Source organism: Rhodococcus sp. T2V (assembly GCF_029269925.1).
GTDB classification, from domain to species: domain Bacteria; phylum Actinomycetota; class Actinomycetes; order Mycobacteriales; family Mycobacteriaceae; genus Rhodococcus_F; species Rhodococcus_F koreensis.
Genome location: NZ_JARJBD010000005.1, coordinates 143,289 through 158,313 on the forward strand (window position 1 = coordinate 143,289; position 15,025 = coordinate 158,313).

A 15,025-nucleotide genomic window follows, 5' to 3' on the forward strand; every position below is an offset into this window, starting at 1 on the left:
CGGAACCAAACTGCTCCATCAGGAGGAATTCGCGTGGCTCCATCCACCACAACTCAACGCAACGTCGTCTTCGTCGACGGCATCCGCACTCCGTTCGGCAAGGCCGGCCCCAAGGGCATGTACGCGGAGACCCGCGCGGACGACCTCGTCGTCAAGACCATCCGTGAGCTGCTTCGCCGCAATCCGCAACTCGACCCCGCGCGCATCGACGAGGTCGCCATCGCCGCGACCACGCAGACGGGCGACCAGGGCCTCACCATCGGCCGCACGTCCGCGATCCTGGCCGGGCTCCCCGAGACGGTCCCCGGTTTCGCTATCGACCGCATGTGCGCCGGCGCCATGACGTCCGTCACCACCACCGCCTCGGGCATCGGCTTCGGCCAGTACGACGTGGTGATCGCCGGCGGCGTCGAGCACATGGGCCACCACCCGATGGGTGAGGGCGCCGACCCGAACCCCCGGTTCCTGGCCGACCGCCTCGTCGACCCCAGCGCACTCGTCATGGGCAACACGGCCGAGAACCTCCACGACCGGTTCCCGAGCATCACCAAGGACCGCACCGACGCGTACGCCGTCGCCAGCCAGAACAAGTACGAGGCCGCCCGGAAGGCCGGCTTCATCGCCGACACCCTCGTGCCCGTCGCCACCCGCTCCGCCGCGGGCTGGGGGCTGGCCACCGAGGACGAGCCGCCGCGTCCGGGCACCACCCTCGAAGACCTCGCGAAGCTGAAGACGCCGTTCCGTCCCGCGGGCCGTATCACCGCGGGCAACGCGGCCGGCCTGAACGACGGCGCCACCGCCGCTCTCCTCGCCGGTGAGGACACCGCGCTCGAACTCGGGCTGCCGATCGGCATGCGCATGGTCGGATTCGCGTTCCAGGGCGTCGACCCCGCGGTCATGGGCATCGGGCCGGTACCCGCCACCGAGAAACTGCTGGGGCGTACCGGTCTGAAGATCGAGGACATCGGCCTGTTCGAGATCAACGAGGCGTTCGCCGTCCAGGTCCTCGCGTTCCTCGAGCACTACGGCATCGCCGACGACGATCCGCGAGTCAACCAGTGGGGCGGCGCCATCGCGTGCGGCCACCCCCTCGCGTCCTCCGGCGTCCGCCTGATGACCCAGCTGTCCCGCCAGTTCGCCCAGCGCCCCGACGTCCGCTACGGCCTGACCACGATGTGCATCGGTCTGGGCATGGGCGGAACCGTGATCTGGGAGAACCCGAACTTCGATGGAGCCAAGTAGATGACCGACATTGCAACGGCATTCGCCGACGAGGTCGTGACCAACGCGTACACCAAGATCGTCGCGGTACCGGGCATCGAGGGCCCGGTCGCGCTGATCACCCTCGACAACGGTTTCGACCACACCAAGCCGTCGTCGTTCGGGCCGGGTGGCCTGGCGGCCCTCGACGCGGCCCTGGACGAGGCGTTCGCCGCCCACCCCGTCGCGATCGCCATCACCGGCAAACCCTTCATCTTCGCCGCCGGGGCGGACCTCAAGGGTGTTCCGAGCATCACGAACCGGGACCAGGCGCTCGAACTCGGCCGCCTCGGACACAAGGTGTTCCGCCGGCTGCGCGAATCGTCCGTGCCGACATTCGCGTTCGTCAACGGCGTCGCGCTCGGCGGCGGCCTCGAGGTGGCGCTGCACAGCCACTACCGCACCGCCTCCGAGAGCGCCGGCGCGCTGGGTCTGCCCGAGACGTTCCTCGGGCTGGTGCCGGGCTGGGGCGGAACGCAGTTGCTGCCCAACCTCATCGGTCCCTCGAATGCGGTCACCGTCGTCCTCGAGAACGCGCTGAACCAGAACCGGACGCTCACCCCGAAGAAGGCCCTCGAACTCGGCGTCGTCGACGCGGTGTTCGGTTCGGCAGACTTCCTCGAGCAGTCGTTCGCCTGGGCGGCGCAGGTCCTGGCCGGCGAGATCACCCCCACGCGTCCCGAGATCGACCGGGGCACGGGCTGGGACGAGGCGATCGCCCGCGCGAAGGCGATCGTCGAGGGCAAGACCAAGAACAACGCACCCGGACCGGTCAAGGCCGTCGAACTCCTCGAGCTGGCCCGGACCACCGATCTCACCGACCCGGCGTCGCTCGACAAGGGCTTCGCCGCCGAGGACGAGGCGCTCGCCGACCTGCTGCTCGCCGACGAACTCCGCGCGGGCCTCTACGCGTTCGACCTGGTGAACAAGCGGGCCAAGCGGCCCGCGGGCGCACCGGACAAATCGCTCGCGCGCAAGGTCACCGGTGTCGGCATCGTCGGGGCCGGTCTGATGGCCAGCCAGCTCGCGATGCTGTTCGTCCGCCAGCTGAAGGTGCCGGTCGTCCTCACCGACATCGACCAGGAGCGCATCGACAAGGGTGTCGCCTACGTCCACGGCGAGATCGACAAGCTGCAGGGCAAGGGCCGGCTGTCCCCCGACGCCGCCAACCGTCTCAAGGCACTCGTGTCCGGTTCGCTCGACAAGGCCGCGTTCGCGAACACCGACTTCGTGATCGAGGCCGTGTTCGAGAACCTCGACCTGAAGAAGAAGATCTTCGCGGAACTCGAGGAGTACATCGCCCCCGAGACGATCCTCGCCACCAACACGTCCTCTCTGTCGATCACCGAGATGGCCGCGGACCTGAACCACCCCGAGCGGGTGGTGGGCTTCCACTTCTTCAACCCGGTCGCCGTGCTGCCGCTGCTCGAGGTCATCAAGGGCCAGAAGACCGACGACGCCACCCTGGCAACGGCATTCGCCACCGCGAAGGCGCTGAAGAAGTCGGCCGTCGGTTCCGCCGACTTGCCCGGGTTCGTCTTCAACCGACTCCTGATCCGCACCCTCGGTGAGGTCATGAACGCGGTCGACGAGGGCACCCCGTTCGAGGTGGCCGACAACGCCATCGCCGAACTCGGCATGCCGATGACCCCGTTCACGCTGCTGGCGCTCGTCGGTCCGGCGGTCGCGTTGCATACCGGCGAGACCCTCGCCGCGGCGTACCCGGAGCGGTTCCACAACTCCCCCGGGCTCGAGGCGCTCGTCGAGGCGAAGAAGCCGGCCGTGTGGAGCTACGGCGCCGACGGCACGCAGGTCGTCGACCCCGAGGTCGCGGCGCTGTGGAAGCAGGGCGACACGGCGTCCACGTCCGAAGAGGTTCTGGAGCGCACGCGTCGCGCGTTCGCCGAGGAGATTCAGATCATGCTCGACGAGGGCGTCGTCGCGGCGGCCGAGGACATCGATCTCTGCCTGATCCTCGGCGGCGGGTTCGGCTTCTGGAACGGTGGCATTACGCCGTACCTGGACCGCACCGGCACGTCCGAGGCCGTCAACGGCAAGCGGTTCCTGGCGCCGGGCGTCGCGAGCGTCTGACCCCATGTGAGTGGCGATGTGTGCCCCGGCACGCATCGCCACTCACATGCTCAGGGGACGGGAACGTGGTCGGCGGCGGCGAGGGCCTGGCGCGCGTAGGCCCGCACGTCGGCGTCGGTGTCCTCGAGAGCGGCGGTGAGGGCGCCGACGGCTTCGCGGTCGCCGGTCCACCGGCCGAGTGCGAGGACCGCCGCCTTGCGCACGTCGAGATGGGCATCCGTCAGGGCGTCCGCCAGCGCGGGCACTGCGACGTCGGGTTCCGCACCGGCGAGTGCCCGGGCGGCGCCCTGCCGGATCTGCCAGGCCGACTCCCGCAGCGCCGCTGTCGCGAGCGCGACGTCGTCGCCGCGGCAACCGAGGCTCGCGAACGCCGTGAGCGCGGCGGCGCGCACCAGCGGATCCCGGTCTCCGGCCAGCGTGCGCACCGTCTCGATACCGCCGAGCCCGACGGTGGCCAGGCCGTGTGCGACGGTGATCCGCACTTCGCGGTTCTCGTCGTGCGCGCCCTCGGCCACCGACTCCCACCGGTCCAGTGACACCAGTGCCCGCACCGCCTCGATCCGGACGTGGTGGTCGGTGTCGGACAGCGCGGTCAGGAACTGCTCCGCCGAGCCGCCGTGCAGGGCGCGCAGGACGTCGACCACGGCGGCCCGGACCACGGCGTCGGACGACCGAAGGTGCTCGGCCAGTCCGTCGGCCGACGGCAGCACCTCGACGAGTTCGCGCAGTCCGTCGGCGGCGGCGCGGCGCACCGCCACCGCGCCGTCGCCGAGCGCGTCGACGAGGGCGGCACCGAATCCGTCGGGGGTCCCTTCGGTCAGCACCGACAGTGCCGTGACGCGGACTTGCGGATCGGCGTCCTGCAGGTACGGTGCGAGTTCGGCGACGCTCGGGGCGTCGAGTCCGAGGACCTCGACGATGGCCGGTGAGGACGGCTCCTGCCGGGCAGGCGCCGCGATGCGGGAGCGTTCCTCCACCGGCGCACGCCCCCCGACCAGCGGCGGCTGAGCGACGGGGACGACGGTCCGGTCCACCGGCGGAAGGGAATCGAGTCCGGGCACCGGCACGAAGTACGGTTCGACGGGGCGCTTGAAGAACTCCATGTCGCCGTTCTCGCCGCGCCGAAGATTCAGGTGGTAACCCCATTCGTCGTCCCGCTGGTCCGGGAGGTCCGCGCGTTCGTGGTACAGCCCCCACCGGCTCTCGGTCCTGGTGAGGGAACTGCGGGACGCCATTTCGGCGCAGTCGCGGATGAACGTGACCTCCGCGCAGCGCATCAGCTCGTGCGGGGTGGTCGCGCCCATCCCGGCGATCTCTCCCGCCATCCGTTCGAACGTCTCGACGGCGATCGACAACTTCGTCGCCGTCTTCGGCGGTGCCACATAGTCGTTGACGAAGCGGCGCAGCTTGTACTCGACCTGTGGCTGGGGCGGGCCGTCCGGGTTGCGCAGCGGCCGGTAGATCAGCTCGTGCGCGGCGGCCAGTTGTTCCGCGGGCAGTGCGTCCGGCGCGTCGACGTCGGGCAGGGTGCCGGTGGCGTGGGATCCGGCGAGGTCGCCGTAGACGAACGCGCCGATCATGTAGTTGTGGGGGACGCAGGCCAGGTCGCCGGCGGCGTACAACCCCGGGACGGTGGTCGCGCCGTGCTCGTCCACCCACACTCCGGACGCGGAATGCCCGCTGCACAGGCCGATCTCGGAGATGTGCATCTCGATGTCGTGGCTGCGGTAGTCGTGACCGCGGTTCGCGTGGAACGTGCCGCGGGTGGGGCGTTCGGTGGTGTGCAGGATCGACTCGAGCGTGTCGAGGGTTTCCTCCGGCAGGTGGCTGACCTTGAGATAGATGGGGCCGCGGGCGGATTCGATCTCGCTCTTGACCTCGCTCATCATCTGCCCGGACCAGTAGTCGGAGTCGACGAACCGCTCCCCCTCGGCGTTGACCTGGTAGCCGCCGAACGGGTTCGCGACGTACGCGCAGGCCGGGCCGTTGTAGTCCTTGATCAGGGGGTTGATCTGGAAGCATTCGATGCCGCTGAGTTCGGCGCCCGCGTGGTAGGCCATCGAGTAGCCGTCGCCGGCGTTCGTGGGGTTCTCGTAGGTGCCGTAGAGGTATCCCGACGCCGGTAGCCCCAGCCGGCCGCACGGGCCGGTCGCGAGGATGACCGCCTTCGCGCCGACCGCGACGAACTCGCCCGTGCGGGTGTTCAGCGCCGCGGCGCCGACCGCGCGGCCGTTCTCCGTCAGGACCCGGACGGGCATCAGCCGGTTCTCGATGCGGATCTTCTCGCGCATCGTCCGCTGCCGCAGGACCCGGTACAGCGCCTTCTTCACGTCCTTGCCCTCGGGCATCGGCAGCACGTACGAACCGGAGCGGTGCACCCGGCGGACCGCGTATTCGCCGTACTCGTCCTTCTCGAACTTGACGCCGTACTTCTCGAGGCGCTGCACCATCGCGAAACCGCGGGTCGCGGTCTGGTACACGGTGCGCTGGTTGACGATTCCGTCGTTGGCGCGCGTGATCTCGGCGACGTAGTCCTCGGGTTCGGCCTTGCCGGGGATGACGGCGTTGTTGACGCCGTCCATGCCCATGGCGAGCGCCCCGGAATGGCGCACGTGCGCCTTCTCGAGCAGCAGCACGTTCGCGCCGTTCTCGGCGGCGGTCAGCGCCGCCATCGTGCCTGCCGTGCCGCCACCGATGACGAGGACGTCGCAGTCGAGGCGGACGGTGTCGGCGAGGTCGGGGATGTCCATCAGGTCTCCGGAGTGTGGTTCAGCGCGCCGAGGACGTCGGCGCGGGCGGCACGGGTGCCGGGATGGTCGAGGTGGTCGCGGGGGTGCGGGATGTCGACGAGCGCCCGCAGCGGATCACCCGCCCGGCCCAGCACGGCCACCCGGTCGCCGAGCAGCACCGCCTCGTCCACGTCGTGGGTCACGAACACCACCGTCGTCGGGTGCGTGCTCCACGTGTCGACGAGCAATCGCTGCATGACGCCGCGGGTCTGGGTGTCGAGGGCGCCGAACGGTTCGTCCATCATCACCGCCCGCGGCGCCCCGGCGAGGCCGCGCGCCAACTGGACCCGCTGGCGCATGCCGCCGGACAGGTTCTTCGGCAGGTAGTCGCCGAACCCGGTCAGGCCCACCTCGGCGATCCAGCGGTCGGCGGTCTCACGGCGCCCCTTGCGGGGTTCGCCGCGGAGCGCGAGCGCCAGTTCGACGTTCGAGCGCACGGTGCGCCACGGGAGCAGCGCGTTGTCCTGGAAGACGACCGCCCGGTCCCGGGAGGTCGACTCCACCGCGGCGCCGTCGGCGACGACCCGCCCCGAATCCGGCGGCAGCAGGCCCGCCAGTGCGCGCAGCACCGTGGACTTGCCACACCCCGAAGGTCCGGTGAGCACCAGGATCTCGCCGGGCACCACGGTCAGCGACAGCGAACGGATGACGGGTGTCCCGGTGTAGGACAGGGTGACGTCGTCGAGGACCAGCGACATGCCCGCGGCCACGGACGTTCCGGCGGTGGCGGTCATGCGCGCTCCCCTCGTGGCAGCCATCGGGTGACGCGCCTGCCGAGCAGTTCGACCGCCCCGGACGTGAGAAATCCGAGGATGCCGATGGTGATCATGCCGACGAAGACGCCGGGGTAGTCGACGATCGTGTACGCCTGCCAGGTGCGGTACCCGACACCGAGCCTGCCGGATATCATTTCGGCGGAAATCACGCAGATCCAGGCGACCCCGATCCCGACGGACAGTCCACCGAACACGCCGGGCAGGATCCCGGGCAGCACGACCCTGGCCAGCACGTCCCAGCGTCCGCCGCCGAGGGTGCGCACCGAGTCCTCCCACAGCGTGGGCAGTGCCCGGACGGCGTGCCGGGTGCTCACCATGATCGGGAAGAACGCGGCGACGAACGTGATGAACACGATGCCCGCCTCGTCGCTGGGGAACAGCAGGATCGCGACGGGTACCACCGCGATGGCGGGGATGGGCCGCGCCAGTTCGGTCAGCGGGCCGAGGACGTCGGCGAACAATTCCGATCTGCCGAGGGCGATTCCGGTGGCCACCCCGACCACCGTGGCGAGGCCGAATCCGCTGAGGATGCGGATCAGCGACTGCCCGAGGTCGCGGTAGAACAGATCGGTTTGCAGCTGGGTGCCGAACGCGGACACCACGTCGGTGACGGTGGGGAGCGTGTCGAACCGCAGCCACAGCCGGACGTCGTAGGCGGTCAGCAGCTGCCACGCGAGGATCGCAGCCAGCACCGAGGCGACTCGCACGAGCCGGGACCGCCACGGCGACGACCGCCGACTGGTCGCCGGATCATGTTCTTCCACAACGTCTTCGGTGCCGGACAGGACATCCGGTTGGTCCAGCGTGGTCACGGCCGGACCTCCTCGACGGCGCGGTCGTAAGTGACCACGGCCCCCGACGGGTGCGTGCGCAGGTAGCGGTCGGCCGCGGCGCCGGTGGTGAACGGCAGGAAGGTGTCGCCGTCGCGTACCCACACGGCCTTGTCCGCGAACCATCGGGTGCCCAGTTCGGCGTCGGGGACGTAGCCGGCGCGCACGGTGCGGCCCTCCGCACGGGCCTGTTTCACCGCCCGGAGCAGGCAGGTCGGGTTCGCGGCGGGCTGAGTCTCGGTGGCGCCGTCGAACCACACCTCCCCGGCCAGCGCCGGGTCGCTCGCGGGCGCGGCGCACACGGGGTCGGTGCCGGTGACGGCGGCGGGGTTGGCGGTGGACGCGAGCGTGGTGTCGTAGTCCTGACCGTCCGCCTCGAACGCGGACCGCAGCGGTGCGTCGTTCACGAAACCGTCGACGTCGAGGTCGGTGAAGTCGCCGATCGACTTCAGGTACGGCACATCGTTCTTCAGCGCACCGATCAGGCCGGGCTTGAGGGTGGTGTCGAAGGAGGTGCCGCCCGGGCCGTTGTACAGGTACACGACCTCCTGCGGCAGCCCGCTGGCGTCGGCGACGATCCGCGACGCCTCGAGGGGTTCGGTCTGCACGAACCGGGTGGCGTCGAGCTGCGCCCGGAGGAACGCGTCGAGCACCTCGGGGTGCTCGACCGCGTACGCCTCCCGGGCCACCACACCGTGCAGGGTCGGGGTGCGCAGTTCGGCGCCGTCGTAGAGCAGCTTGGCCTTGTCCTGGAAGACGAGGAGTCCGGGCCACGCGACGAACTGCGACAATGCCGCCACCTGACCGGATTCCAGTGCCGACGATCCGACCTGCGGCTGCTGGTTCAGGATCTCGACGCCGGTGGCCGGGTCGATCCCGGCGCGGTCGAGTGCCTGGACGAGGGTGCCGTGGCCCGCGGAGCCGACGCTCGCGGACACCTTCTGTCCGGCCAGGTCGCCGAGCGTGGTCGCCGGTGAGTTCGGCGGCACCACCACCATGTTCAGCGCGCCCTCGGGGTTGTACCCGGTCACCGAGACGATCTCCGTCTTCGACCGCGGGTTCGCCTGGGTGCGGGAGCCGTTGATCAGCATCGGGTAGTCGCCCATCGATCCGATGTCGATCTTCTCCGCCACCATCTGGGCGGTGATCGGCGCACCGGTGTCGTAGTCCTGCCACTCGACGGAGTACTTCGTCCCCGTCCGTTCCGTGACGTCCTGCAGACGCTGTTCGAGGTAGCCCTGCGCCCGCAGCAGGGTTCCGGCGGTGACGGTGTTGATCGTCTTGGACTGGTACCCGATCACCACGGTGACCGCGTCACCGTCGCCGGTCGACGGTTCGAGGGAGCAACTCGTCGCCACGAGTGTCAGTGCCGCGGCGGCGATCGCGAAGGTGGGGAAACGTCGCTTCATCTGTGTGGTCTTTCGCTCAGCGGAGGAGGTACGGCATGTTCACGGTGACCGCGCCGGTCGGGCAGCGCGCCGCGCAGGGGCCGCAGTACCAGCATTCGTCGACGTGCATGAACGCCTTGCCGTTCTCCGGGTTGATGGCGAGGGAATCGAGTGGGCAGATCTCGACGCACAGGGTGCAGCCCTCGATGCACAGCGACTCGTCGATCGTGACGGGTACGTCGGCGCGTTGGTTGACCAAGGTCATGAGGTGAGCTCCCAGTTCGTGATGTCGGGTCTGCGGACGAGGTTGCTGCGCATGGTGATCCGGTCACCGCGCATGCGGATGTATTCGAGGTCGACCGGGCGTCCGTCGACGAGCCGGGTGAGGCGCTCGAGCAGCAGGAGCGCCGCGCCCTCGGGGGTCTGGAGGTTCGCGGCGGAGTGCGCGTCGGCGTTGACGGATTCGATCGCCAGATCGGCGGAACCCAGTGGCTGACCGCAGACCTCCTCGATCAGCGCGAACACGTCGTTGGTTTCGAGGTCGCGGCCGAGGATCTCGGCGCCGATGTCGGGGACGAGGTATGTGAGGTCCAGGCTGAGCGGGAGGTCTCCGAGGTAGCGCACCCGCTCGATGTACACGGCGGGTTCGCCCGGCTCCAGTTGCAGCCGGCGGGCGACGGCGGGCGGCGGGCTGATCTCCACGGCCGCGCGGACGTCGTTGCGGACCTCGCCGTGCCCCTTCAGCGTCTCCTTCAGCCCCAGCAGGGCGTCGAGGCCGTGGTCGTACTTGCGCTGCGCCACGTGGGTTCCCACACGGGGGGCGCGGTCGATGAGCCCTTCCTGCTTCAGCAGCGCCAGTCCGTCGCGCACCGCGTTGCGCGACACGCCGAACTCGGCGGCCAACTCCGATTCGGACGGCAATCCGCGCTCGGCGAAGGATTCCGCGTGGATCTGCTGCCGCAGCAGGTCGGCGAATCTGCGCGCATGGTCCGCACGGGAACTGCGTGACGCCGTCGGGAGGGGAGTCGGATTCACCACCAGGGTTCCTTCGTCGATTGTGCGTGTGAGCTGGACGAAGACCCACGCTAACGGCAGTCCTCGTGCCCCGGAGTCGCAGCGAACACGCCCCCCGGACGCCTCGGTGAATCGGCCGGGTCCGCGCCGGCGGCGACACGTCTCACCAGCGCGAACACGGCAGTGCCCCGGCAATGCGCCAGGCGGCGGCGGGCCCGGGAATTCCAATCACGGTGATTCGAAGTGGCGGCGTCCGACGAACGAGCACGCAAGTCTAGGTTAGGCTTACCTTCCATTTCTCGTCCCGAAGGAGTCCTTGCCGTGTTCGCACCCACCGCCAGACGTCAGCTCGCCGTCGCACTCGCCGTGGCCAGTTCGTCCCTCTTCCTCGCCGCGTGCTCGTCCGGCGACGGCGGAGGCGCCGCGGAGGCGTCCGGTGACGGATTCCCGGTCACCCTCGCGAACACGTTCGGATCGACCACCCTCGACGCGGCACCCGAACGCATCGTCACCCTCGGATGGAACGCCCAGGAAGTCGTCTACGCCCTCGGCCAGACACCGGTCGGCATGCCGAAATACACGTACGGCGCCGAGGCGAACGGCGTGATGCCCTGGCTGCAGGACCGTTTCGACCCGTCCGCGACCACGCTGCTCGACGCGGCCACGTCCACCCCCATCGAGGGCGTCGCCGCGCTGGCGCCCGATGTGGTCCTCGCCCCGTACGAGGGATTCGACGAGACGACGTACGAGAAGCTGTCGGGCATCGCCCCCACCGTCGCGTACCCGGACAAGGCGTGGCAGACCACGTGGCAGGACCAGACCACACTGGTCGGGCAGGCACTCGGCAAGAGCGCCGAGGCCGAGCAGCTGGTGGCCGGTCTCGACGACACCCTCGCCCAGACCGCCGCCGCGCATCCCGAGTTCGCGGGCAAGACGATCTCGGTCGTCAACTTCGACACCGACGCCGCGACCGTCAACGTCTACATGCCCTCCGATCCGCGCGTGCAGGTGCTGACGCAGCTCGGCTTCACCGTGTCCCCCGGCGTGCAGAAGCTGGCCGCGTCGAACGACCCCGACAAGTTCTTCGCCGACATCTCCGTGGAGAACATCTCCGACGTGGACGCCGACGTCGTGGTCGCGTTCGTCCCGGAGAACACCACCGTCGCCGCAAACCCGGCCTACGCGAATCTCGGTGCCATCGGCCGTGGTACCGCGGTCGCGCTGTCGGACACGAAGATCATCTCGGGGCTCAGCCAGACCAGCGTCCTCGCGACCCCGTGGGTTCTGGACAAGCTGACGCCTCAGCTCAGCGAGGCCGCGAAGAAAGCGGGTGCCTGAACTCCCGCCTGAGAGGCGGTGTCGGGCGTAGCGTATTCCGGTACACCTAGTTCGGTTGTGCCCGCATCAGGAACGCTCGTCGAAAGCAGGTATGCGATGACGCAGATGTCCGAAAGACACACCGCGAAGGTCATCGGCGTCACCGTCGCCGCCGCGGTGGGTGGCTTTCTCTTCGGTTTCGACAGCTCGGTCATCAACGGCGCCGTCGACTCCATCCAGGACCACTTCGAGCTGGGGTCGTTCTTCACGGGCTTCGCCGTGGCGATCGCGCTGCTCGGATGTGCTGTGGGCGCGTGGTTTGCGGGCCGCCTCGCGGACCGCTGGGGCCGCAAGAAGGTGATGCTGCTCGGCTCGGTGCTGTTCGTGGTGTCCTCGTTCGGTTCCGGTCTCGCGTTCAGCGTCCCGGACCTGATGCTGTGGCGCGTCCTCGGCGGTCTGGGCATCGGCATCGCGTCGGTCATTGCGCCCACGTACATCTCGGAGATCGCGCCTGCCCGCTACCGCGGCGCGCTGGCGTCGCTGCAGCAACTGGCGATCACCCTCGGCATCTTCGCCGCGCTGCTGTCGGACGCGGTGCTGCAGAATGCGGCGGGCGGCGCGTCGAACGAACTGTGGCTCAACCTCGAGGCGTGGCGCTGGATGTTCCTCGTCGGCGTGATTCCCGCCGTCGTGTACGGCGTTCTCGCCCTGATGATCCCCGAGTCGCCGCGATACCTGGTGGGCAAGCACCTCGATCAGGAGGCCGCCGACATCCTCGCGAACATCACCGGCGAGGTCGACCCGCAGGAACGCGTCTCCGAGATCCGGCTGACCCTCCGCCACGAGTCGACGGCGTCGTTCGACGATATCCGCGGCCCGAAGTTCGGGCTGCAGCCACTCGTCTGGGTCGGCATCTTCATGGCCGTCTTCCAGCAGTTCGTGGGTATCAACGCGATCTTCTACTACTCCACGACGCTGTGGAAGTCGGTAGGTTTCACCGAAAACGAGTCGTTCACCACGTCGGTGATCACCGCGATCATCAACGTGGGCATGACATTCGTCGCCATCCTGTTCGTCGACCGGATCGGCCGGAAGATTCTGCTCGAGGTGGGCTCGCTCGGCATGTTCGTGAGCCTGCTGCTGGCCGCGGTCGCCTTCTCCCAGGCGACCGGCAGCGGCGACGACGTCGTCCTCCCCAGCCCGTGGGGAGCGCTCGCACTGATCGGCGCCAACCTGTTCGTGATCTTCTTCGCCGCCACCTGGGGCCCGATCATGTGGGTGATGCTGGGCGAGATGTTCCCCAACAACATGCGCGCCTACGCCCTCGGCATCAGCACGGCGGCGAACTGGATCGCGAACTTCACGGTCACGCTGTCGTTCCCGCCGCTCACCCGCTCGGTCGGGTTGTGGTTCCTGTACGGCCTGTTCGCGTTCTTCGCGTTGCTGTCGTACTTCTTCGTCCGGTTGAAGGTCCGGGAGACGAAGGGCATGGAACTCGAGGAGATGCACACCTGACCCGGGTACCGAGAAATCCGGCCGAATCACTCCGTGATTCGGCCGGATTTCTCGTGTGGGGCGGGGTTGGTCCTACTGACCGCTGTTCTCCGCGCGCTGCGCGTCGAGGCCGGCGACGACCCCGTTCTGCTGCCCGGGGCGCACGTTGCCGAGGCCGGCGAACCACCCGGTGATCTGCCGGGCGACGTCCTGCGCGGTGAGTCCCAACTCGGTGTGGATCTGCGCGCGGGACGCGTGGTCGAGGAACCGCTGCGGAACACCGAGATCGCGGCAGGGCACATCGACCCCGGCCGACCGCAGCGCGGCGGACACGGTGGACCCGACACCGCCGTGCAGGCCGCTGTCCTCGACGGTGACCACCATCGTGTAGTCCTCGGCGAGCTTCAGGAGCGACTCCGGGACCGGCAGCACCCACCGCGGGTCGACGACGGTCGCCGAGATGCCCTGTTGTTCCAGACGTTCCGCGGCAGCGAGCGCGAGACCGGCGAACGCGCCGACCGACACGATGAGCACGTCGTTGCGACCGGAGGGGGCGCGCAGGATGTCGACGACGCCGTCGAGCCGGCTCACGGCGGGCACGTCGTCACCGACCGTGCCCTTCGGGAAGCGCAATGCGGTCGGCCCGTCGTCGACGGCCAGCGCCTCGTGCAGTTCCTCCCGCAGGGTGGCCGTGTCGCGGGGAGCCGCGACCCGCATCCCGGGCACGATGCCCAGCAGCGACATGTCCCACATGCCGTTGTGGCTGGCGCCGTCGCTGCCGGTGATGCCCGCGCGGTCGAGGACGAGGGTGACGGGCAGCTTCAGCAGGGCGACGTCCATCAGCAACTGGTCGAAGGCGCGGTTGAGGAACGTCGAGTAGACGGCGACCACCGGGTGCAGGCCGCCGAGCGCCAGGCCGGCGGCCGACGTGACGGCGTGCTGCTCGGCGATCCCGACGTCGAACATGCGGTCGGGGTATTTCTCGCCGAACGCGGCGAGACCGGTCGGGCCCGCCATAGCGGCGGTGATCGCCACGATGTCCTGACGGTGGCTCGCCTGGTCGATCAGCTCGGCGGAGAACACCGACGTCCAGTCGGCGGACGCCGATCCGGCCGATTTACCGGTGACCGGATCGATCACGCCGGTCGAGTGCATCTGATCGGCCACATGGTTCTCGGCGGGCGCGTAACCCATGCCCTTGCGGGTGACGGCGTGCACGATGACCGGACCGCCGAACGCTTTCGCGCGGCGCAGCGCGGATTCGAGCGCGGCCTCGTCGTGGCCGTCGACCGGCCCGAGGTACTTGATGCCCAGGTCCGTGAACATCACCTGCGGGGCGACGGCGTCCTTGAGTCCCGCCTTCATCCCGTGCAGAACCGAGTAGGCGGTGCGTCCCACCCACGGAAGTTTCTTCACCATCCGCCGGCCGCTGTCGAGAATCCGCTCGTAGCCGGGCTGGAGCCGGAGGGCGGCGAGGTGGTCGGCGAGACCACCGATGGTCGGGGCGTACGAGCGGCCGTTGTCGTTGACGACGATGACCACCGAGCGATCCTTGCCCGCGGCGATGTTGTTCAGCGCCTCCCAGCACATGCCGCCGGTGAGGGCGCCGTCACCGACGACGGCGACCACGTGGCGGGCCTGGCCTGTCAGTTCGAAGGCCTTCGCGAGGCCGTCGGCGTACGACAGCGCCGCCGACGCATGGGACGACTCGACCCAGTCGTGATCGCTCTCCGCCCGGCACGGGTACCCCGACAGGCCGCCCTGCTTGCGGAGCGAGTCGAAATCGTCCTTGCGGCCGGTGAGGATCTTGTGGACGTACGCCTGGTGACCTGTGTCGAAGATGATCGGGTCGGCCGGCGACTCGAAGATGCGGTGCAGCGCGAGCGTCAGCTCCACGACGCCCAGGTTGGGGCCGAGGTGCCCGCCGGTCGCCGCCACCTTCTGCACGAGGAACTCACGAATCTCCGCGGCGAGCTGCTTCATCTCCGCCGGATTCAGCTGACGAAGATCGTCAGGCGTCTGGATACGGGCAAGAACACCCAACGAGATCGCTCCCTCCGTGATGC

General features: G+C 69.2%; 11 protein-coding genes. 4 read left to right on the plus strand and 7 right to left on the minus strand.

Going from position 1 to position 15,025, the window contains the following annotated elements; translation table 11 throughout:
• The first annotated feature begins 33 nt into the window (after window positions 1–33).
• Window positions 34–1,242, plus strand: coding sequence for a thiolase family protein (locus P3H15_RS06800; protein WP_072942301.1), 1,209 nt, complete (start codon window positions 34–36; stop codon window positions 1,240–1,242).
• On the plus strand, window positions 1,243–3,351 hold the full coding sequence (locus P3H15_RS06805) for a 3-hydroxyacyl-CoA dehydrogenase NAD-binding domain-containing protein (protein WP_276136528.1): 2,109 nt from the start codon (window positions 1,243–1,245) through the stop codon (window positions 3,349–3,351).
• Window positions 3,352–3,401: 50 nt separating this feature from the next.
• On the opposite strand, the gene P3H15_RS06810 is transcribed toward P3H15_RS06805, so the two are convergent.
• From P3H15_RS06810 to P3H15_RS06835, 6 genes are read right to left on the minus strand one after another with little or no spacing between them, the layout of a single operon-like run.
• On the minus strand, window positions 3,402–6,101 hold the full coding sequence (locus tag P3H15_RS06810) for a fumarate reductase/succinate dehydrogenase flavoprotein subunit (protein WP_276136529.1): 2,700 nt from the start codon (window positions 6,099–6,101) through the stop codon (window positions 3,402–3,404).
• Window positions 6,101–6,874, minus strand: a complete 774-nt coding sequence (locus tag P3H15_RS06815) for an ABC transporter ATP-binding protein (RefSeq protein ID WP_276136530.1) — start codon at window positions 6,872–6,874, stop codon at window positions 6,101–6,103. The genes P3H15_RS06810 and P3H15_RS06815 overlap by 1 nt, the downstream gene beginning before the upstream one ends.
• Window positions 6,871–7,728: an ABC transporter permease gene (locus P3H15_RS06820; RefSeq protein WP_276136531.1), complete on the minus strand. Its 858-nt coding sequence runs from the start codon at window positions 7,726–7,728 to the stop codon at window positions 6,871–6,873. Before P3H15_RS06820 ends, P3H15_RS06815 begins: the two co-directional genes overlap by 4 nt.
• Complete coding sequence (locus P3H15_RS06825) at window positions 7,725–9,155, minus strand: ABC transporter substrate-binding protein (protein WP_276136532.1); 1,431 nt, start codon at window positions 9,153–9,155, stop codon at window positions 7,725–7,727. Before P3H15_RS06825 ends, P3H15_RS06820 begins: the two co-directional genes overlap by 4 nt.
• A gap of 16 nt (window positions 9,156–9,171) precedes the next feature.
• Window positions 9,172–9,399 carry a ferredoxin family protein gene (locus tag P3H15_RS06830; RefSeq protein ID WP_005240903.1) on the minus strand — a complete coding sequence of 76 codons (228 nt, stop codon included), beginning with the start codon at window positions 9,397–9,399 and terminating at the stop codon, window positions 9,172–9,174.
• Complete coding sequence (locus P3H15_RS06835) at window positions 9,396–10,175, minus strand: GntR family transcriptional regulator (RefSeq protein ID WP_072942313.1); 780 nt, start codon at window positions 10,173–10,175, stop codon at window positions 9,396–9,398. Before P3H15_RS06835 ends, P3H15_RS06830 begins: the two co-directional genes overlap by 4 nt.
• A gap of 294 nt (window positions 10,176–10,469) precedes the next feature.
• On the opposite strand from P3H15_RS06835, the gene P3H15_RS06840 reads away from it, so the two are divergent.
• Both P3H15_RS06840 and P3H15_RS06845 read left to right on the plus strand, forming a co-directional pair.
• A complete protein-coding gene (locus P3H15_RS06840; RefSeq protein WP_276136533.1) occupies window positions 10,470–11,486 on the plus strand; it encodes an iron-siderophore ABC transporter substrate-binding protein in 1,017 nt (338 codons plus the stop codon).
• Between the two features lie 96 nt (window positions 11,487–11,582).
• Entirely contained in the window at window positions 11,583–12,980 is a 1,398-nt protein-coding gene (locus P3H15_RS06845) for a sugar porter family MFS transporter (protein ID WP_276136534.1), read from the plus strand.
• A gap of 72 nt (window positions 12,981–13,052) precedes the next feature.
• Here P3H15_RS06845 and dxs read toward each other — a convergent pair whose 3' ends face one another.
• A complete protein-coding gene (gene dxs / locus P3H15_RS06850; RefSeq protein ID WP_276136630.1) occupies window positions 13,053–15,002 on the minus strand; it encodes a 1-deoxy-D-xylulose-5-phosphate synthase in 1,950 nt (649 codons plus the stop codon).
• Between the last annotated feature and the right edge of the window lie 23 nt (window positions 15,003–15,025).

What these genes read in the sequence shown, in the direction of transcription:
- P3H15_RS06805 (WP_276136528.1), top strand. Translation starts at nt 1,243, where the DNA reads ATGACCGACATTGCAACGGCATTCGCCGACGAGGTCGTGACCAACGCG.
- P3H15_RS06810 (WP_276136529.1), bottom strand. Translation starts at nt 6,101, where the DNA reads ATGGACATCCCCGACCTCGCCGACACCGTCCGCCTCGACTGCGACGTC.
- P3H15_RS06815 (WP_276136530.1), bottom strand. Translation starts at nt 6,874, where the DNA reads ATGACCGCCACCGCCGGAACGTCCGTGGCCGCGGGCATGTCGCTGGTC.
- P3H15_RS06825 (WP_276136532.1), bottom strand. Translation starts at nt 9,155, where the DNA reads ATGAAGCGACGTTTCCCCACCTTCGCGATCGCCGCCGCGGCACTGACA.
- P3H15_RS06830 (WP_005240903.1), bottom strand. Translation starts at nt 9,399, where the DNA reads ATGACCTTGGTCAACCAACGCGCCGACGTACCCGTCACGATCGACGAG.
- P3H15_RS06845 (WP_276136534.1), top strand. Translation starts at nt 11,583, where the DNA reads ATGACGCAGATGTCCGAAAGACACACCGCGAAGGTCATCGGCGTCACC.